Genomic DNA, 19,534 nt, shown 5'->3' on the forward strand with positions numbered 1-19,534 from the left:
ATGAGAATAAAACAAATCGGCGTAGCAGTTACAATGATGTTATTTGCATTGCCTGTTTTCGTTTTCGGACAAAAGATAACCGTACAGGAAGCGGCGGAAATGGCAATAAAAAATAACAAAGATATAAAAATCGGAATGCTTGAAGTGGAAAAAGGTAAACTTGATGTGAATAAAGCGTGGAAAAGTGCTTATTTCAAGGTAACTTATAATGCAACGGCAAATAAGTATTTTAAAGATGTTAAATCGCCTTTTACAGGTAAATACAATCAGGCATACGGACAAAATGTTACATTGGCTCAGCCTATTTATACAGGGGGAGCTATAAAATCGGGGATAGAAATAGGAAAAAACTATTTGTCGTTAATGGAACTGTCTCTGGATAAAATAAGAAAAGATACGATGCTGAGTGTTATACAGGCGTATATAGATGTCTATGAAGCTGAAAATACGCTTGAAGTGCTGAAAAAGTCCAAAGAGGCGTTATCGAGAAATTATGAGGAACAGAAAGAAAAATATAAATTAAGACTGGTTACAAAGCCTGAATTTATAGAAGCTGAAAGAAGTCTGAAAGCAATAGAAGCCGATGTGATACAGCAAACTTCAAATATAGAAATAGCAAAAGAAGCATTGGGGAATATGATCGGAGTAAAAGACAGCGAGAAAATAGAAATCGTCCCTTTTACTGTAGAAGAAAAGTTCAGTAAAGCCGTAAATCTGAAAGATGATTTGGCAAAACTTACAACTAGAAATACCGAATATCAAATGGCTTTAAAACAGAAGGAAATAAGCAGAAAAAACATAGATCTTGAAAAAGCCGATTTGCGACCTAAAGTAACAGGAGTAGTAACTTACGGAACTTCTGACAGAACAAAATTTTCCGAAGTTTCAAAAACGAAAAACTATAACGGTACAATAGGGTTAAATTTATCATGGCAGATATTCGACTGGGGAGAAAATAAACTGGATGTGGAAAAAGCCAAAAGAAATCATGAAATAAAAGAAATAGAAGCGGAAAAAGCTCTTGATGATTTGAAAGTGGGAATGAAAAAAGTCTATTATCAGCTGCAGGCCCTTGAGAAAAGCCTTGAAGCTAAGAAAATAGCAGTCGAAAAAGCTGAAGAAGTGTATGAACTCGAACAGGAAAGATATTCTTACAGACTGATAACAATGAGAGATCTGCTTAATGCCGAATCAAACTTAAGACAGAGCAGAACAGACTATATAAGTTCAAAATTGAGATATTATTACTTAGTTTCAAGATACGGAGCATTTTTAGACTAATTATTCAATAAGAAATCGGAGGAAAGAAAAGGTATGAAAAACGGTAAAAAATCGTATTACAATAAATATATTTTAGGGCTGTTGGTATTGCTCATATTTGCAATATCATGCGGAAAAAAGAAGGAACAGAAAGTCGAAGAGGACTTAAGACCTGTAAAAACTGTACTTTTAAATCAGAGCGATATGTCTTTGGGATATACTGCAGGAGCTGAAATAAAAGGGAAAGAAGAAATACCTTATACAGCGGTAGTCAGCGGTGAGTTGACTGTGCTGAATGTAAAAGACGGAGATACTGTCCATGCAGGGCAGGTAATACTGGGGATAGACAATCAGGCGGCGAGATCCAACGTCCAGTCGGCATCTGCAAATTATAATGCTGCCAGAATACAGTATGAAAAATACAGTCAGTTATACCAAAAAAGACTGATTACTGAAACGGATTATCTGAATGCAAAAACAAATTATGAATCTGCAAGTGCAAATTTGGCATTGGCAAATGACAGTAACAGCAAATCCGTAATAAAAGCGGATATAAACGGTGTAATATCCGGACTTACTTTGGAAAGACATCAGCAAATAAGTGCGGGGCAGACATTGTTTAAAATAGTAAACGAGTCGGAAATGGAAATAAAAGTGGGAGTTTCTCCTAACGCTATAAGTAAAATAAAAGTGGGAACAGATGCAAAAATAAAAATAGACGAATTAAATAAAGAAGTTTCGGGAAAGGTTTATGAAATATCTGGAACTGCCGATACGAAAACAAGACAGTTTGTCGTTAAGATAAGAATACCGAATCCTGAAAAAGAAATAAAAAGCGGTATGTACGGTACGGCAAGTATAGATACAGGTATCGAAGCGGGAATAATAATACCCAAAGAAGCTATAGTTGTGAGAGGTGTACAACAGATTATATACATAGTAAGAGACGGAAAAGCCATGGCAATACCGATAAAAATACTGAATCAGAATGAAAAATATGCTGCAGTGGAAGGAGAAGGACTGACTGCAGGATCCGAACTTATAATTGACGGACAGAATGTAGTACAGGACGGAGAAAAACTGAAAAAAGTTAATTAGAAATAACCGGGAGAAAGGAGCAACAAAATGACAATAGCGGAATTCGCAACCAAAAGGGTCGTTTCAACAACGATGATAATAATATTTATGATTTTTGCCGGTTATAGTGCTATGAAAAATATGAAACAGGAATTAATACCGGATTTTAACTTTCCTTTTGTAGTCGTACAGACAAAATGGACAGGAGCAACGTCCGAGGACGTAGATACTCAAATAACAAAAAGAATAGAAGAAGCATCACTGAATGTAGACGGTATAAAAAATATAACAACTACTTCGGCATATGGAACATCGGTAGTAGTAATACAGTTTAATTTCGGATCAAATACCGATACAAAGAAAGTACAGATACAGTCTGAAATAGATAAAATCAAAAATGATTTGCCGACTGATGCGGACAGCCCTATAATATCAGGGGCAAATACAAGAGGAGGAAATTCCTCGATGGCTTTATTTATAATACTTAAAGGTGCAGATGAAGCCACTCTTACTTCTTTTGTTAAGGAAACTATGAAACCGAGATTACAGAGAAACAGAGGAATCGGAGATATAAGAGTAACGGGAAGTACCGAAAGAGAAATAAAAGTCGAACTAGATCCTTATAAACTGAAAGCGTTTAATTTGTCGCCTTCGGAAATATATTCCAAAATAAAAGCGGCAAATACAATAACTCCTGCGGGAACAGTAACTGACGGAGGGAAAAAATTTATTTTAAAAGTTTCGGGAGAAATAGAAAATCTCGAACAGGTTGAAAATATAATTTTATCCAATGATAACGGACAGACATTGAAACTTGCAGATATTGCAAAGGTGAGCTACAGCACAAAAGACAGAGAAACTTATACGAGAGTAAACGGAAAAGACGCTGTCGGAGTAATTATAGAAAAAACAAAAGACGGAAATATCGTGGAAATAGCCGATACCGCAAAAAAACAGCTGGAAGAAATGAAACCTTTATTTCCTAAAGGGTCAACCTACGAACTTATTACCGATAACAGTATAATGGTAAAAGATTCCATAGCCAACGTTACGAGCAGCGGATTACAGGCATTGGTTATAGCTGCTATAGTACTTATGGTATTCCTTAAAGATATAAGAGCTTCCATATTTATATCGTTGTCAATACCGATTTCTACAATGTTTACGCTATTCCTTTTAGGAACACAAGGGATCTCGCTGAATATGGTTTCTCTTATGGGGCTTGCTCTTGCGGTAGGATCACTGGTAGATAACTCGGTAGTTACACTGGACAATATATTCGATCATATGCAGGAATATAAAGAACCGCCTAATGTAGCTGCCGTACGTGGAACAAATGAAGTCGTTATGCCGATGATAGCTTCGACAATGACTTCGGTTTGTGTATTTTTACCGATAGTCATATTTGAAGGATTTACTAAAGCAGTATTTAAAAGTATTGCATTTTCAATGATGTTCGCATTAAGTGCTTCGATAATAGTGGCAGTTCTGTTTATTCCTATGGTATCGAGCAGATTTCTGAATTTGCAGAAAATACTGGACAGTAAAGATAAATCCAAATATTATAACGCTTTTAAAGAAAAGTACAAAAAAGCAATAGCGGCCGCACTGGATAACAAATGGAAAGTCGTTATAGGGACATTTGTAGGATTTGTGGCTACTATGGTAATATTCGGACCCATGGTAAAAACGGCATTTTTCCCGCAGATAGATAATAAAGAATATTCGGTGGTGGCTTCTCTTGCCACAGGACTGGATTTAGAAAAATCTTATGAAATTACTAAAAAAATAGAAGAAGCTGTAAAAGCCGATAAAAATACAAAAAGTTATTATTCGATATCTCAGACAGATGCTGCAATAGTAAATGTGAAAGTCGATAAAGATACTGCCAAAGCTATGGACAGAATAAGAGAAAAACTTAAAGATCTGCCTGATGTAAATTTAGCGGTACTTTTTGAAGAAACAACTTCGGCAAATGCCAATAAAGATTACTCTTTTGAAATAGAAGGAGAAAATGAAGATGAACTTAACAGAATTGCAAATTCGATAATAGGTGAAATAAAGAAAGAAAACTGGATGAAAGACGTAAAATCTTCCACAGAAGGAGGATATCCTCAGGCACAGCTTGAAATAAACAGAGAAAAAGCAGAAAGCTACGGAATAAATGTTACAAATCTGACAACTATGCTTAATATGTCTGTACTCGGTATAGCTCCTATAGAAATAACCGAAGGTACTGAAAAACTCGATGTAACATTGCAGTTGGAAGAACAGTACAGAAACTCGTTGGAAAAAATACTGGATCTCGAAATAAAAGCTTCAGACGGAGCCTATGTGAGAATAGGAGATATAGCAAAACTTTCCAATGTCGAAGGAACTTCGGAGATAACTAAGTATAACGGATCGAGAATAGTAACGGTAGGGTTTAACCTTGACAGTTCCAAAGGACTTAGTGATGCGGCAAAATTTGTAAATGCGGCATTTAAAAAAGCACGTCCTGCCCAAGGGTACAAACTGGCAACTGCAGGGAATGCAAGAAGCCAGGAAGAAATGGGCGGAGAAATGAGTCGTGCTTTGGGATTATCAATTGTATTGATATATATAGTATTAGCAATACAGCTTGAATCTTTTATACTGCCGTTCATAATAATGACTTCTCTGCCTTTATCGATAATAGGAGTCGTAATCGGAATGGTAATAACCCGTGTTCAGTTAAGTATGTTCGTTATGATAGGAATAATAATGCTTATGGGTATGGTTGTTAATAACGCCATTGTGTTACTGGATTTTGTAGCAAATATGCGGCAAAGAGGAGTCGGAATAAGGGAAGCACTTATAGAGTCGGGAGGATCGAGACTTCGTCCGATACTGATGACCACCCTTACAACAGTTTTGGGATGGATACCGATGGCCCTCGCCATAGGCGGAGGAACGGCAGGATACTATCAGGGAATGGCTATAGCGGTAATGTTCGGATTGTCTTTCTCTACACTGCTTACATTGATATTTATTCCGGTATTGTATTTAATAGTGGAAGAAGCAAAAGAAAAAAGAGCCGAAAAAAAGAAAAAGAAAGAAAATACACAATTAGCATAAAATAGGGTATAATATATTATATATCCGAAGGGAGAGATGGTCGATATGAAAAGACTTGAAGTATATTTTGACTCGTTTTTCTTGGAAAAAGTAAAAGAAGAACTGAATGAATACGGGCTTGAGAAATACGTTTTAGTTCCTGAAGTTTTCAGTGACTGGGGGAAACATCTGAAACATTTTAACAGTCATTTATGGCCGGGGACGGACAGTATACTCATAGCCTATGTGGAAGATGATCAGGGCGAAGAAATTATGAGGGTTATAAAGAAAATGAAAATAGATGTAGGGCATATGATCTCGATGGGAGCGGTTCTCATACCTATAGATGATATGATACTTTAAAATTATTTGATTTTTATAAAAAATATTAAAAAAGTACGAAAAGACGGTAGAAGTTCAAAAAAGGGACTTTTGCCGTTTTTATTTGAAAATACTTTATTCAGGCACAGGCAGCTGCAATTTTAAAATAAATTTTTTCTAATATTGAGATGATAAAATCCTATTACAATGAAAAAAACAAAATTAGGAGGGCAATTATGAAAAAATTTGCAATTTTAATTTCAACAGCGATTTCATTACAGTCTTTTGCAGCCGATTATCAAACGACAAAAGAAGAAAATGTCGGATTTTCAAAACAGGAGATTAGAAAAAATAACGCACAAATAGAAAGTGAAATAAAAAGAAGCATAGAAAATATAGTTAGTCCTGTTTCAAAGTACGAAATTCAGGAAATCAGCTATATGTCCGAAACAAATGCCGAAGTCAAAATAGGGCTTAAAGAAACTCCGGAAAAACAAAAAGAAAATAAAAAACAGTTGGTTATTAAGTTTTCCAAAGAAGAAGGAAACTGGTCAATGGAAGAAACTGTAAGTTAGAAAAAGTAAAAATATTATGAAATATAATCATTATTAATATGAGGACGAAAAGTCCTCATAGTTTTTTTGAACTTGAAAATAAAAATTTTCAGTTTATTTTAAGGAATAAATGTTAAAATATGTTATAATTAATAAAAATAGATTTTCAGGAGAAAAAATGAGAATATTGGTAGTAGAAGATGAAAAAAAGATAAACGATGTAATAGTAAAAATATTAAAACAGGAGAAATATGGAGTGGATAGCTGTTATGACGGACAGGAGGCTTTGGATTATATTTTTTCTGTAGACTACGATGCCGTTATTTTGGATATTATGTTGCCTAAAATAGATGGTTTTCAAGTGCTGAAAAAGATAAGAGAAAAAAATATAAAAACACCCGTGCTTTTTCTGACGGCGAGAGATCGGGTAGAAGACAGAGTAAAAGGATTGGATTACGGAGCAGACGACTATCTCATAAAACCTTTTGCTTTTGAAGAGCTTTTGGCACGGGTAAGAGTTCTACTCAGAAAAAGTTCGGATACTTCTCAAACGGGAAATATATTCAAAGTAGAAAATCTAACTGTAAACTGTAACGATCATACTGTATTTCGTGATGAAACTTCTATAAAACTTTCGGCTAAAGAATTTGCCATACTGGAATATCTCATAAGAAATAAGGGGAAAGTCGTTTCCAAAGAGAAAATAGAAGAGCATGTGTGGGATTTTGATTATGAAGGTGGAAGTAATATAGTCGAAGTGTATATAAAATTTTTAAGAAAAAAAATAGACGACAATTTTTCTCCGAAATTAATTCACACAATAAGAAGAGTCGGATATATACTAAAGGTGGAAAATGACTAAAGCAGCTAAAATAAGAAAAAATACAATCGGAAATGAAAAAAAATCTTCGGGAAAACTGTCTATTAAAATGAGGATAGCATTCTGGTACACGGGCCTTATAATAGGAATTACGGCATTGTTTATTATAACAATGCTGAACATCGGAAGCCTTAACGTCAGAAATGCAGTTCATAACAGACTGAAAAAAACAGTGGAAAAATCTTTTGAAAGAATAGATTTTATTGACGGAGAGATTGTTCTCGATAATAATCTTGATACTTCAGCAGGAGATATTTTCATATCCGTATATGATAAAAACGGAGATTTCATATACGGAGATTTGTATCTGGACTTGGAAACGGGAAGTTCTTTTAAAGAAAACAATAAAGTAAAAACGGTCAAACAGGGTAATTTGAAATGGTATGTTTACGAGATAAAAAGGAATTTTGAAGGTTACGGAGATTTGTGGATTCGCGGAGTTACTCCTATTTCGCAGCCTGAAAAAAGTGCAGAAATGACGATTTTTATATTTTTGGCATTATTTCCTTTTTTGATTATAATTTCCGCGTCGGGTGGATATATCATAACAAAAAAAGCATTTAAACCTATAGAAGATATAACAAAAACTGCCGAGAAAATAAACAAAGGAAATGACCTTTCCGAGAGAATAAATATCGGTAACGGAAAAGACGAAATTTTTACATTGGCAAATACTTTTGATGAGATGTTTGACAGACTTCAGGGTTCTTTCGACAGAGAAGTGCAGTTTACATCCGATGTATCTCATGAGCTTCGTACTCCTATTTCGGTAATAAGTACCCAAAGTGAGTACGGACTTAAATATCTGGATATTAATGAAGAAACAAAAGAGATTTTTCAGAGTATACTTGAGGAAACGAAGAAAATGTCGGGATTGGTGTCCAATCTGCTGATGCTTGCAAGGATGGATAAAGGTTATCAGAAGCTTAATGTTGAAAATACGAATTTGAGTGAAACGGCTGAAATAGCTATAGAAACTCAAAGACCGAATGCAGAAAAGAGAAATATAACCATAAAAAGTAATATTTCCGGGAATGTTTATGCGGATATAGATGAATCAATGATAATGAGAGTATTTATAAATCTTTTGTCCAATGCAGTTTTTTACGGGAAAGACGGAGGAAATGTTTCGGTTGATTTGTTTGCAAAAGAAGATAAAGTTATTTGTAAAATTACCGATGACGGAATAGGAATATCCGAGGAACATATAGACAAAATATGGGATCGGTTTTACAGAGCGGATTTTTCAAGGACAGGAGATAATTCGGGATTAGGATTGTCAATGGTAAAAGGGATTATAGAAGTTCATAAAGGGAAAATACAGGTTCAAAGTGAACTAAATAAAGGGACAGTTTTTACTTTTGAACTGCCTGTAGTTTTTTCAAGTGGAAATGGAGGAAGTATGTATAATGAAAAATAAGATTTTAAGAATTGTACTGACAGGAATGGCGATTTTTACTATCGGAATTTTTGCAGAGGGTAGTAAAAAGGGAGTCAAATTTACCAATCCGAATGTAAAAATTTCTACGGGAAAAGCTAAAGAAATTATGCTGCAACACGCAGGAATACATTTAGGACAGAAAGTAAGAATTACTAAAATAATGCTCCAAAAAGAAAACAGAAAATATTTTTATGTAATAGAATTTTTTACCGAGGATAAAAAATATAAATATAATATCGACGCAGGAAAAGGAAATGTTCTGAATTTCAGTCAGGAAAACAGAAAAAGAGCGGAAAATAAATCTAAAGGAACATTTTGGGATATTATAGGAATTTAGAACGGTAATTCGGGAGGAAAAATGAAAAAGAAAAAATTCGGGAATTTGTTGACAGTAGTATTTTTGATATTCGGGATTCAAATATTGTCCCAAGCACGGACTGCTACAATCGGACAAATCGAGCAGTATAAACTGAAATTGAAAAAATATAATATAAAGAAAGAATCTTCAGATATATTGGTAAAAGCATTGCAAACGGAAAATCCGTCTGAAGTGGAAAAACTTCTTTTAAAAGCTGTAGAAGCTGATAAAAGAAATTATATCGCTTATGAGCTGCTTGGTGCTTATTATCAAAATGAAAAATACGGAAATGATATAAAAAAGGCTCTGGAATATTATGAAAAGGCATTGGAAGTAAATCCTGACGAAGAAAAAATATATTTGCAGTTAGGAGAGAATTATATAAGAGCGAATGATTACGATAAAGCTGCAAATATTTATGGTCAGATGAAAAGCAGATTTTCTGAAAATTCTGTGAAAGCCGAAGAAATGGCAGTTGCGTCTGCAGAGTATGCAAGAAGCAGTAAAATGGCCGAAAAAACTCGTGAAGAACAGGCACTTTATTCAAAAAAAAGTGACAGTTTTGCCGGGTTTGTTGCACCGTCCGCAGCTTTTGAATCGGGAGCAAACAGTTATACTAAAGAAAGTAAAAAAAGATATGATTTTGAAGAAGACAAGAAAAAAGCAAAAGAAGAAATACTGGCTTCATTGTCATACTTTGAAAATAAACAGTATGAAAAGGGCTTTCAGTCTTTTTATGAAAATTATTCCCGATACGCAGATGTTCTCGATGACGGACTTATTGAAGAAACTATTAAAATTATAAAAAAATATAACGAAGAAATAAAAAATACAAATAAAAAACTTTACAGAAAAAATTTGAAGAAATTTAAGGAACTGGAAATATAAAAAAGTAAAGAGATGTTTTGAATCTTAAAAATATATAATTGACATATAAGAATAATGTGATATAACTAATATATGAAGAAAATAAAAACTCAGGAGGAAATAAAATGGCTGAAAATTTTGATGTTGAAACAGTTGCGATGACTTTAATAGGACACGCAGGAGAAAGTAAAAGTTTAGCTTATCAGGCATTAAACGAAGCTAAAAAAGGAAATTTTGAAGAGGCACAAAAGTTTATGGATCAGGCAGGAGAAGAAATGCTGAAAGCTCACAGCATGCAGACTGATTTGATTATGAAAGAAGCAAACGGGGAAAAAATAGATATAGGATTGATAATGGTACATTCTCAGGATCATTTAATGGGAGCGATATTGTTCAAAGATTTGGCGAAAGAGTTTATTGATTTGTATAAAACGATATATAATAAAAAATAGTAAATTCAATAGAAAATTAGAGCTTGTAGAATTTTATATGTCAGAAAGAATGGCAATATATAATTTAGAATACTTAAAAAGACGGGGTTGTTTCATAGTAAAATTGAGACAGCCCTGTAATGATAATTTGACGGGGTATTAAAAATTATTTTTACATCAATACGGGCTACAAAGAGTTGGAATGTTTCTTTAATCTACGGAATGAACGGAATCCCTGTCAAATTTATATAAAATAGATTGGAGATTAAGTTGGAAAATTTATTGAATAAAATTTAATTCTATAATAAAATAATATATAGACTATGAAAAACAGGAGGATAAATATGGCTAAAAAAGGTGTGAAAATAGTTACAATAGGGGGAGGATCAAGCTATACTCCCGAACTTATAGAAGGTTTTATTAAAAGAATAAAAGAACTTCCTGTAAAGGAAATATGGCTTGTAGATATTGAAGAAGGAAAAGAAAAACTGGAAATAGTGGGAAAACTGGCTCAAAGGATGGTAAAAGCGGCAGGAATAGACTGTAAAGTGCATTTGACACTGGATAGAAGAAAAGCATTGAAAAATGCCGATTTTGTAACTACGCAGTTTCGTGTGGGACTTCTCGACGCGAGAATAAAAGATGAAAGAATTCCTTTTGAAAACGGACTGCTCGGACAGGAGACAAACGGAGCGGGAGGAATATTTAAAGCATTCAGAACAATACCGGTAATACTTGATATCGTAAAAGATATGAAAGAACTTGCTCCCGATGCATGGCTTATAAACTTTACAAATCCAGCCGGGATGGTAACCGAAGCAGTTTTAAAATACGGTAATTTCGATAAAGTTGTAGGTCTTTGTAACGTTCCGGTAAATCTTATGATGGACTGTGCGAAAATATATGAAAAAAGTAAAGACGATTTTATTTTTCAGTTCGCGGGATTGAATCATTTTGTCTGGTATAATGTTTACGATAAAAAAGGAAATGATTTGACGTACGATTTATGGGAAAGATTACAGGATAAAGAAGATATTGGTGTAAAAAATATAGTAAACTTCAATTTTGATTACGATCAGATAAAAAATCTGGGCATGTTGCCTTGTCCTTATCACAGATACTATTATTTACAAGATACAATGTTGCAGCAGTCTTTGAAAGACTATAAAGAAAAAGGAACAAGAGGACAAATCGTAAAAAAAGTAGAAGAAGAACTGTTTGAATTGTATAAAAATGCTGAATTACATGAAAAACCGAAACAGCTTGAACAAAGAGGAGGAGCATACTATTCCGATGCGGCGTGCGAGATTATAAACGGTATTTATAACAATAAAGGCACAATAATGGTCGTAAATACTAAAAATAAGGGAGCGATAGCCGATTTGCCTTATGATGCGGCAGTGGAAATATCTTCATATATAACAGGAGCAGGTCCTAAGCCTCTTGACTTCGGAAGATTTCCCAATGCAGGGCAGAGAGGCTGGATACAGGTTATGAAAGCTATGGAAGAACTTACTATAGAAGCTGCGGTTACGGGAGATTATGCGACTGCATTACAGGCATTTACTACAAATCCTCTTATACCGGGAACGGAAATAGCGAGAAAAGTTTTAAATGAACTGCTTGACGCTCATGAAAAATATTTGCCGCAATTTAGGGAGTATTATAAAAATCCTGAAAAATATAAAATAAAAGAATCAAAAGAAAAAGCAGTTAAAAAATCTACTAAAAAAACAGTAAAAAAGTAAAATATATATTAAAATCCAGGAGAAATAAATATGAAAGAATTTGATGAAAAATGTAATTTTCTTTTTGAACAACTTGGTAAAGGTAAGAAAATGGTACTTTCGACTTCTTCAGATGATAGAGTTACTTCAAGGATGATGTGTATAGGAATTATAGATAATCAATTTTATTTTCAAACAGACAGAAATTTTAGAAAATATGAACAGTTAAAAGTTAATCCTAACGTAGCATTATGCTTTGAAAATATCCAAATTGAGGGTATTTGTAAAGAAACGGGAAAGCCCCTTGAAAATGAAAAATTCTGCAATTTATATAAAGAAGTTTTTAGAAATTCTTATGAAAATTATTCTTCTTTAGAAAATGAAAGATTGTTTATTATAAACCCTGTATATATTCAAAAGTGGATTTATGAAAATGGAGAACCTTATTTGGAAAAATTTGATTTTGTCAAAAATACTTATAAAAAAGAAAAATATATCCAAAAATAAGCGAGGAGGAACTTATGGGATTCAGAAAAGATTTTTTGTGGGGCGGAGCTACTGCCGCAAATCAACTTGAAGGAGCTTATAATGAAGACGGGAGAGGACTTGCCAACGTAGATTTGACACCTGTAGGAGAAGCAAGGCTTTCGGTAATTACAGGAAAAAGAAAAATGCTTGAATTTGAAGAAGGTTATTTCTATCCTGCCAAAGGAGCTATCGATTTTTATCACAGATATAAAGAGGATATAGCTTTATTTGCCGAAATGGGATTTAAAACTTACAGAATGTCTATCGCATGGACGAGAATTTTTCCTAAAGGAGATGAAGAAACTCCTAATGAAAAAGGGTTGGAATTTTATGAAAATGTATTCAAAGAATGCAGAAAATACGGAATAGAGCCTTTAGTTACAATAACTCACTTTGATTTTCCGATTCATTTAATAAAAGAGTATGGCGGCTGGAGAAACAGAAAAATAGTAGATTTTTACAAAAAGTTATGTGAAGTAATATTTAAAAGATACAAAGGTCTTGTAAAATACTGGCTTACATTTAACGAGATAAATATACTTTTACATGCTCCGTTTATGGGTGCGGGAATTGTATTTGAAGAAGGAGAAAATGAAAAACAGGCTTTGTATGCGGCTGCTCATCATGAACTTGTGGCAAGTGCGTGGGCTACGAAAATTGCTCATGAAATCGATCCTGAAAATAAAGTGGGATGTATGCTTGCTTCGGGGAAATATTACCCGTTGACTGCCAAACCCGAAGATGTGTGGGAAGCACTTGAGAAAGACAGGGAAAATTATTTCTTTATAGATGTTCAGGTAAGAGGATATTATCCTAATTATGCTTTGAAATTTTTTGAAAGAAATAATCTGAAAATAGATATAACAGAAGAAGACAGAAAAATACTGAAAGAAAATACTGTAGACTTTGTAAGTTTTTCATACTACACAACACGTTGCATATCAAAAGAGGCAGCCGATCTTGGTGAAGGAAATCTTCTGGAAAGCATGAGAAATCCTTATATAGAAGTAACAGACTGGGGTTGGGGGCTTGATCCTTTAGGATTCAGAACTACGATAAATGAAATTTATGACAGATATCAAAAACCGTTATTTGTGGTAGAAAACGGATTGGGAGCGGTAGATGTTCCTGATGAAAACGGTTATGTAGAAGACGATTACAGAATAGACTATTTGAGAGCCCATATAAAAGCGATGAAAGATGCTGTGGAACTTGACGGAGTAGATATGCTCGGATATACGACATGGGGGCCTATTGATCTTGTAAGTGCAGGAACAGGAGAAATGAAAAAACGTTACGGATTTATATATGTAGACAGAGATAATGACGGAAACGGTACATTGAAAAGAAGTAAAAAGAAAAGTTTCGACTGGTATAAAAAAGTAATCGCAAGTAACGGAGAAGATTTGGAATAAAAAATTATGTAAAAAAGGGGGGCAGTATGGATAATATACTTAATGAAAATAACGGCATATTGGGGAAAATACGTGTGTTTTCAGGTGCACAGTTAAAATACACAGCTTTTTTATCTATGCTAGCAGACCATGTAAATAAGGCTTTAATATACCCGATTTTAACAGGAGAAGGAGTGCTGCAGCAAATAAGTAATGTATTTGATGTTTTCGGAAGAGTGGCATTTCCGCTTTTTTCGTTCTTTTTGGTTGAAGGCTTTTTCAAGACAAAAAGTCGCAAAAAATATCTTTTGTATTTGCTGACTTTCGGTGTGCTTTCCGAAATTCCTTTTGATATGTTTCAATCGGGTGTTTTTTTCAATCCCGACTCGAACAATGTCCTTTTTTCGTTGGCATTATCTCTTGTAACAATTTGGATTATAGACATATTGAAAAGAAAAACCGGGAAAATATCCAAAATAATGTGGTATCCGGTTTCGTTCATAATCCTTATAATAATGTCCGTTATTGCTGTATTTTTATCGGTAGACTATGAATATCATGCTATTTTAATCGGATATTTTTTCTATATTTTTTATGAAAAGCCTTTATTATCGGCTGTATTCGGATATGTTTCGATTTTTAAAGAAGTGTGGTCGATACTCGGTTTCGGGCTTACTCTTACATATAACGGAAAGCGTGGAAAACAGTACAAGATTTTAAATTACTGCTTTTATCCTGCACATCTTCTTGTATTGGGATTGCTGAGAATGTACTTTAATTTATAAAGGAAAAGAAAGGAGAAGATATAAATGCTCGCAGATTATCATATACATTGCAGATACAGCGATGATTCCGAGGAAGAACTTCAAAAAATAATAGAAAGTGCTGTCAGTAAAAATTTTGACGAAATTTGTTTTACGGATCATGTAGATTACGGAATAAAAATCGACCATGATGTTTATAATAAAATGAATGACAGCGAAAAAGAAAAATATAAAAATCTGCTCAATGTAGATTATCCGAAATATTTTAGGGAGATAGGCGAACTTAGAGAAAAATATAAAGATAAAATTATAATAAGACAGGGTTTGGAATTTGGAATGCAGACTCATACAATAGTTGATTTTCAAAAAATATTCGACAAATATGACCTTGATTTTGTAATTCTTTCGTGTCATCAGGTAAATGACGAAGAATTTTGGAATAAAGTTTTTCAGCAAGGGAAAACTCTTGATGAGTATAATTACAAATATTATGAGGAAATTTATAAAGTGATTCAGAAATATAGTGATTACAGTATTTTAGGACATCTTGATCATATACAGAGGTATAATGAAACGATTTATCCTTTTGAAAAATCACGGGAAATTATTACCGAAATTTTGAAAAAAGTCATAGAAGACGGAAAAGGTATAGAAGTAAATACATCGAGTTTTAGATACGGTCTGAAAGATTTGACTCCCGAAAGAAATATTTTAAAGCTTTATTATGAACTGGGCGGGAAAATAATTACAATAGGTTCCGATGCCCATAAAGCTGAAAATGTGGGGGATCATATTCCTTATATTCAAAGTGAACTGAAAAAAATAGGATTTACTCATATTTGCACTTTTGACAAAATGAAACCGATATTTCATGAATTATAAATATATTTTGTTCAAAAAATATTGAACTAAATTTGGAAATATGATATAGTTAACTCATAAATATTATATAAGGAGCAGAAAATATGTTTAAAAAAATAGAAAAAAACGGATTTTATTACGGATTTCCTGTAATACTTATGACAACAAAAGACAAACAGACAGGAAAGAATAATGTATCTCCGTTATCATCATCATGGGTATTGGGGAAAACAATGGTTATAGGAATAGGTCTTGGGAGCAAAGGGTTTCAGAACATAGAAGAAGGCTCGGACTTGACTTTCAATATTCCTGACGAAAAATTATTTGAAAATATAAAAAGAATTGAAAAGTTTACAGGTATGCCTGAAGTACCTGAAGCAAAACAGAAATTGGGATATTCTTATTGCGAGGATAAATTTGAAGTTGCCGAATTTACTGAAATAGAGGGGGAAACTGTAAAAGCCGTAAGAATAAAAGAGTGTCCCATTCATATAGAAGCCAAAGCTGCCGATATTGTGAAAAAAGACTGGTTTGCCATTGTAACGTGTGAAATACAGGCTATTTTTATGTCGGAAGAAATATTAAAAAATGATTCACAGATAGACACGGAAAAATGGAAACCTTTGATTTATAAATTTAGGGAATATGTAGGAACAGGAGAAAGACTGGGATTGAATTTCAATTTTCAGGAAGCTTTGTAAAATATCGGATTGAAAGGGTGTTAATAATGAAAATAAATCATATTGCATTGTATACAAACGACTTGGAAAGAATAAGAGAATTTTACGAAAAATATTTCGGAGCAAAGGCTAATACAAAATATCATAATAAAAACACAGGATTACAGACGTATTTCTTAGGTTTTGAAGGAAGTGATACAAGGCTCGAAATAATGACAAGACCGGAAATCAGTCAAAGAGAAGAAAGAACAGTAAATGAGGGATTTATTCATCTGGCATTCAGTACAGGCTCTGACAGTGAAGTTGACAGGCTTACAGAAATGCTGGTTAAAGACGGATATAAATGTCTGAGCGGACCGAGAACGACGGGAGACGGCTATTATGAAAGTGTGATTGAAGATCCTGACGGAAATTTGATAGAAATAACAGTTTAAGAATAGAGTATATGATTTATTTCCGTTTTTGCAGATAATACAAAAATTAAAGATAAGAGCAGGAATAAACTGTCGTACGAAAGGAATTATATGACAGAAAAAGAAAAAATGTTGGCGGGAATGATTTACGATGCCAATTATAATGAAGAACTTGCAGAAGAAAGAAGAAAAGCTAAAGATTTGTGCTATGAATACAATCAGATTTATCCTTCTCAGGAGGAAAAGCAAAGAGAGGTTATGAGAAAAATTTTAGGAAAAACAGAAAAAAATTTTATGATTGTCGCTCCTTTTTGGTGTGATTATGGATACAATATTGAGATAGGAGAAAATTTTTATGCCAATCATAATATGATTATACTGGACGGAGGCAAAGTAACTTTCGGAGATAATGTATTTATTGCACCGAATTGCGGATTTTACACTGCAGGACATCCCCTTGATACAGAGAGCAGAAACGCAGGACTTGAATATGCCCATCCTATTAAAGTGGGAAATAATGTCTGGATAGGAGCGGGAGTGAGTGTGCTGCCGGGTGTTACAATCGGCAATAATACGGTAATAGGTGCAGGAAGTGTTGTAACAAAAGACATTCCTGATAATGTAGTTGCCGTAGGAAATCCCTGCAGAGTAATAAAAAAATTATAAATAAAATGCAGTATTTGAAAATGATCGGTTTTTGTAAATACTTATTATAAAGAATGTGAGGACGGTAAAATTCTCACATTTTTATATTTTGATAAAAAAATTTTTTCAATTCATTTTATATTCATAAAAGTAATTTATAATAAGCTCAAGTTAAGAGGGAAAACAAAAAAATATAAAAATAAAATTATAAGGAGAGATGTAAAATGAAAAGCAAAACTTTAAAACTTGCAGTATTGGGAATAGGAATGTTAGGAATTTTGGGAATCGCATACGGTGTGAGCAGAAATAACGTTTCAAATAAAACAGAGTATGTAGTGAACAACGGAGCAAATACACAAAATACACAGGTAATAATGAAAGAAAGAGTAGAAGCCATAGCATTAAAAGAAGTTCCGGGAGCAAATGAAAGCAATATCACAGAAATGGAACTGGACAGGGAACACGGAAGAATGATATACGAAATAGAAATACAGTATAACAATACAGAACACGAATTTGATATAGATGCAACAACAGGAGAAATTTTGAAAAAAGAAGTAAAAACTTATTATAAAAATTATTAATTCATTTTAGATTCATAAAAGTGATATATAATAAGTTCAAGTTAAGAGAAAAAATAAAAATTGAAGGAGAAGAAATATGAAAAACAGAATATTAAACGTAATGATATTGGGAATTATGATGCTGGGAGTTGCAGGAACTGCAAATTCAGCGAGTAAATCAAGAAACAGCAAAACAGGAAACAGAGATGTTGAAGCTCAGGTAAGAAATGTTACAGCAGGAAGTTATATAGGAGTTGCAAGAGCTAAAGAGATAGCTTTGAAAAAAGTGCCAGGAGCAAATGACAGCCATGTAACCGAAGTTCACTTGGACAGAGAAGACGGAAGAATGGTATATGAAACAGAAATACGTTACAACAATACAAAATACGAATTTGATATAGATGCGACATCAGGCGAAATTGTAAAATGGAAAATGAAAAAAGCTAAAAACAGAAATTATTAATTCATTTTAGATTCATAAAAGTATTATATAATAAATTTAAGCAAAAAATAAAAAATAAAATTCAGAAGGAGAAGATAAAAATGAAAAACAAAAATTTAAAATTGGTAGTATTAGGATTGGCAATGTTCGGAGTGTTAGGGTTTGCTTATAGGGAAAATTCAAATAAAGTTTCTCAGTATGCTGTAAACAGCACAAATTCCCAAGTAATAACTGAAAGCAGAGCAAAAGCCATAGCGTTAAAAGAAGTACCGGGAGCAAATGAAAGCAACATAGTGGAAATGGAACTTGACAGAGATCACGGAAGAATGGTGTACGAAGGAGAAATATACTACAAAGGATTGGAATACGATTTTGATATAGATGCAGTAACAGGAGAAGTTTTAAAATGGCACGTAGACAGAGATTAATAAACATTTTATAGATATTATTATTAAGAGGGTTATTTGAAAATTCATTATTGTCAATTAACTTTCTTTTAATTTTGTCGGTTTTATGGTATAGTTGTGTATCGGAATAAACGGAAGGAGTAATCGGAAAATGAAGATTTTATTTGTTGAAGATGAAATAGATTTGAATAATATTGTTACAAAATATCTGAAAAAGAACGGTCATAGCGTAGACGGCGTATTTGACGGGGAAGAAGCACTTGAGTATTTGGAATACGGAGAATACGATTTGGTCATTTTGGATGTTATGATGCCTAAAATAAACGGATTTGAAGTTGTAAAAGAACTGAGAAACAAAGGAAACAATACTTCCGTTTTAATGCTGACGGCAAGGGACAGTGCAGAGGATAAAGTAAAGGGCCTTGATATGGGAGCTGACGATTATCTTGTAAAGCCTTTTGACTTTAATGAGCTTTCGGCGAGAATAAGAGCCGTTGTCAGAAGAAAATTCGGAAACAGTTCGAATAAAATCGAAGTGAAAGACCTGATTTTGGATACTACTGAAAAATCTGTTACAAGAGCCGGGAAAAAAATAGATCTCACAGGGAAAGAGTACGAAATTTTAGAATATCTTGTACAAAGAAAAAACAGGATTTTGAGCAGAGATCAGATTATAGAACGTGTTTGGGGCTATGAATATGAAGGAGATTCAAATATAATAGATGTTCTTATAAAAAATATAAGAAAAAAAATAGACATAGGAGATGAAAAACAGATTATTTTTACAAAAAGAGGAATGGGCTATGTTGTAAAAGAAGAAGATGAATAAAAATCAGAAAATTATAA

At 33.4% G+C, this 19,534-nt stretch carries 22 protein-coding genes; all 22 read left to right on the plus strand.

The genetic code is table 11. The features are described from left to right. A complete protein-coding gene (locus FVE72_RS02125; RefSeq protein ID WP_006808076.1) occupies positions 1 to 1,281 on the plus strand; it encodes a TolC family protein in 1,281 nt (426 codons plus the stop codon). Between the two features lie 33 nt (positions 1,282 to 1,314). Beyond that, positions 1,315 to 2,358, plus strand: coding sequence for an efflux RND transporter periplasmic adaptor subunit (locus FVE72_RS02130; RefSeq protein ID WP_026737064.1), 1,044 nt, complete (start codon positions 1,315 to 1,317; stop codon positions 2,356 to 2,358). 27 nt (positions 2,359 to 2,385) lie between these two features. After that, positions 2,386 to 5,433 (plus strand): efflux RND transporter permease subunit, encoded by a 3,048-nt coding sequence (locus FVE72_RS02135; RefSeq protein ID WP_026737065.1) that lies wholly within the window; start codon positions 2,386 to 2,388, stop codon positions 5,431 to 5,433. Positions 5,434 to 5,478: 45 nt separating this feature from the next. Beyond that, the gene (locus tag FVE72_RS02140) at positions 5,479 to 5,775 is read left to right on the plus strand and encodes a PG0541 family transporter-associated protein (protein ID WP_006808068.1); all 297 of its coding nucleotides are present in this window, start codon (positions 5,479 to 5,481) and stop codon (positions 5,773 to 5,775) included. 194 nt (positions 5,776 to 5,969) lie between these two features. Next, positions 5,970 to 6,308, plus strand: a complete 339-nt coding sequence (locus FVE72_RS02145) for a hypothetical protein (RefSeq protein WP_026737066.1) — start codon at positions 5,970 to 5,972, stop codon at positions 6,306 to 6,308. A gap of 157 nt (positions 6,309 to 6,465) precedes the next feature. Then, entirely contained in the window at positions 6,466 to 7,149 is a 684-nt protein-coding gene (locus FVE72_RS02150; protein WP_026737067.1) for a response regulator transcription factor, read from the plus strand. After that, complete coding sequence (locus tag FVE72_RS02155) at positions 7,142 to 8,587, plus strand: HAMP domain-containing sensor histidine kinase (protein ID WP_051411724.1); 1,446 nt, start codon at positions 7,142 to 7,144, stop codon at positions 8,585 to 8,587. The genes FVE72_RS02150 and FVE72_RS02155 overlap by 8 nt, the downstream gene beginning before the upstream one ends. Further along, entirely contained in the window at positions 8,577 to 8,945 is a 369-nt protein-coding gene (locus FVE72_RS02160; RefSeq protein ID WP_051411725.1) for a PepSY domain-containing protein, read from the plus strand. The genes FVE72_RS02155 and FVE72_RS02160 overlap by 11 nt, the downstream gene beginning before the upstream one ends. Positions 8,946 to 8,966: 21 nt before the next feature. Further along, positions 8,967 to 9,854 (plus strand): tetratricopeptide repeat protein, encoded by an 888-nt coding sequence (locus FVE72_RS02165; RefSeq protein WP_026737069.1) that lies wholly within the window; start codon positions 8,967 to 8,969, stop codon positions 9,852 to 9,854. Between the two features lie 104 nt (positions 9,855 to 9,958). Further along, positions 9,959 to 10,285 carry a PTS lactose/cellobiose transporter subunit IIA gene (locus tag FVE72_RS02170; RefSeq protein ID WP_006808093.1) on the plus strand — a complete coding sequence of 109 codons (327 nt, stop codon included), beginning with the start codon at positions 9,959 to 9,961 and terminating at the stop codon, positions 10,283 to 10,285. Positions 10,286 to 10,608: 323 nt separating this feature from the next. Next, positions 10,609 to 12,012: a 6-phospho-beta-glucosidase gene (locus FVE72_RS02180; protein ID WP_026737070.1), complete on the plus strand. Its 1,404-nt coding sequence runs from the start codon at positions 10,609 to 10,611 to the stop codon at positions 12,010 to 12,012. Positions 12,013 to 12,042: 30 nt separating this feature from the next. Beyond that, positions 12,043 to 12,498 carry a pyridoxamine 5'-phosphate oxidase family protein gene (locus FVE72_RS02185; protein WP_006808066.1) on the plus strand — a complete coding sequence of 152 codons (456 nt, stop codon included), beginning with the start codon at positions 12,043 to 12,045 and terminating at the stop codon, positions 12,496 to 12,498. 14 nt (positions 12,499 to 12,512) lie between these two features. Continuing rightward, positions 12,513 to 13,934: a 6-phospho-beta-glucosidase gene (locus FVE72_RS02190; protein ID WP_026737071.1), complete on the plus strand. Its 1,422-nt coding sequence runs from the start codon at positions 12,513 to 12,515 to the stop codon at positions 13,932 to 13,934. A gap of 26 nt (positions 13,935 to 13,960) precedes the next feature. Further along, positions 13,961 to 14,698, plus strand: a complete 738-nt coding sequence (locus FVE72_RS02195) for a TraX family protein (protein WP_026737072.1) — start codon at positions 13,961 to 13,963, stop codon at positions 14,696 to 14,698. A 24-nt stretch (positions 14,699 to 14,722) separates the two neighbouring features. Next, the gene (locus FVE72_RS02200) at positions 14,723 to 15,559 is read left to right on the plus strand and encodes a histidinol-phosphatase HisJ family protein (protein WP_026737073.1); all 837 of its coding nucleotides are present in this window, start codon (positions 14,723 to 14,725) and stop codon (positions 15,557 to 15,559) included. 83 nt (positions 15,560 to 15,642) lie between these two features. Beyond that, complete coding sequence (locus FVE72_RS02205; protein WP_026737074.1) at positions 15,643 to 16,239, plus strand: flavin reductase family protein; 597 nt, start codon at positions 15,643 to 15,645, stop codon at positions 16,237 to 16,239. A gap of 26 nt (positions 16,240 to 16,265) precedes the next feature. Then, on the plus strand, positions 16,266 to 16,652 hold the full coding sequence (locus FVE72_RS02210; protein WP_006808067.1) for a VOC family protein: 387 nt from the start codon (positions 16,266 to 16,268) through the stop codon (positions 16,650 to 16,652). A 90-nt stretch (positions 16,653 to 16,742) separates the two neighbouring features. Then, a complete protein-coding gene (locus FVE72_RS02215; RefSeq protein ID WP_026737075.1) occupies positions 16,743 to 17,297 on the plus strand; it encodes a sugar O-acetyltransferase in 555 nt (184 codons plus the stop codon). Positions 17,298 to 17,500: 203 nt separating this feature from the next. Then, positions 17,501 to 17,860, plus strand: coding sequence for a PepSY domain-containing protein (locus FVE72_RS02220; protein WP_026737076.1), 360 nt, complete (start codon positions 17,501 to 17,503; stop codon positions 17,858 to 17,860). Between the two features lie 76 nt (positions 17,861 to 17,936). Further along, on the plus strand, positions 17,937 to 18,302 hold the full coding sequence (locus FVE72_RS02225) for a PepSY domain-containing protein (RefSeq protein ID WP_026737077.1): 366 nt from the start codon (positions 17,937 to 17,939) through the stop codon (positions 18,300 to 18,302). Positions 18,303 to 18,382: 80 nt separating this feature from the next. Beyond that, a complete protein-coding gene (locus tag FVE72_RS02230) occupies positions 18,383 to 18,709 on the plus strand; it encodes a PepSY domain-containing protein (RefSeq protein ID WP_026737078.1) in 327 nt (108 codons plus the stop codon). 130 nt (positions 18,710 to 18,839) lie between these two features. After that, complete coding sequence (locus FVE72_RS02235; RefSeq protein WP_026737079.1) at positions 18,840 to 19,517, plus strand: response regulator transcription factor; 678 nt, start codon at positions 18,840 to 18,842, stop codon at positions 19,515 to 19,517. Positions 19,518 to 19,534 lie beyond the last annotated feature (17 nt).

Origin of the sequence: Pseudoleptotrichia goodfellowii (genome assembly GCF_007990505.1) — a bacterium.
Lineage (GTDB): Bacteria > Fusobacteriota > Fusobacteriia > Fusobacteriales > Leptotrichiaceae > Pseudoleptotrichia > Pseudoleptotrichia goodfellowii.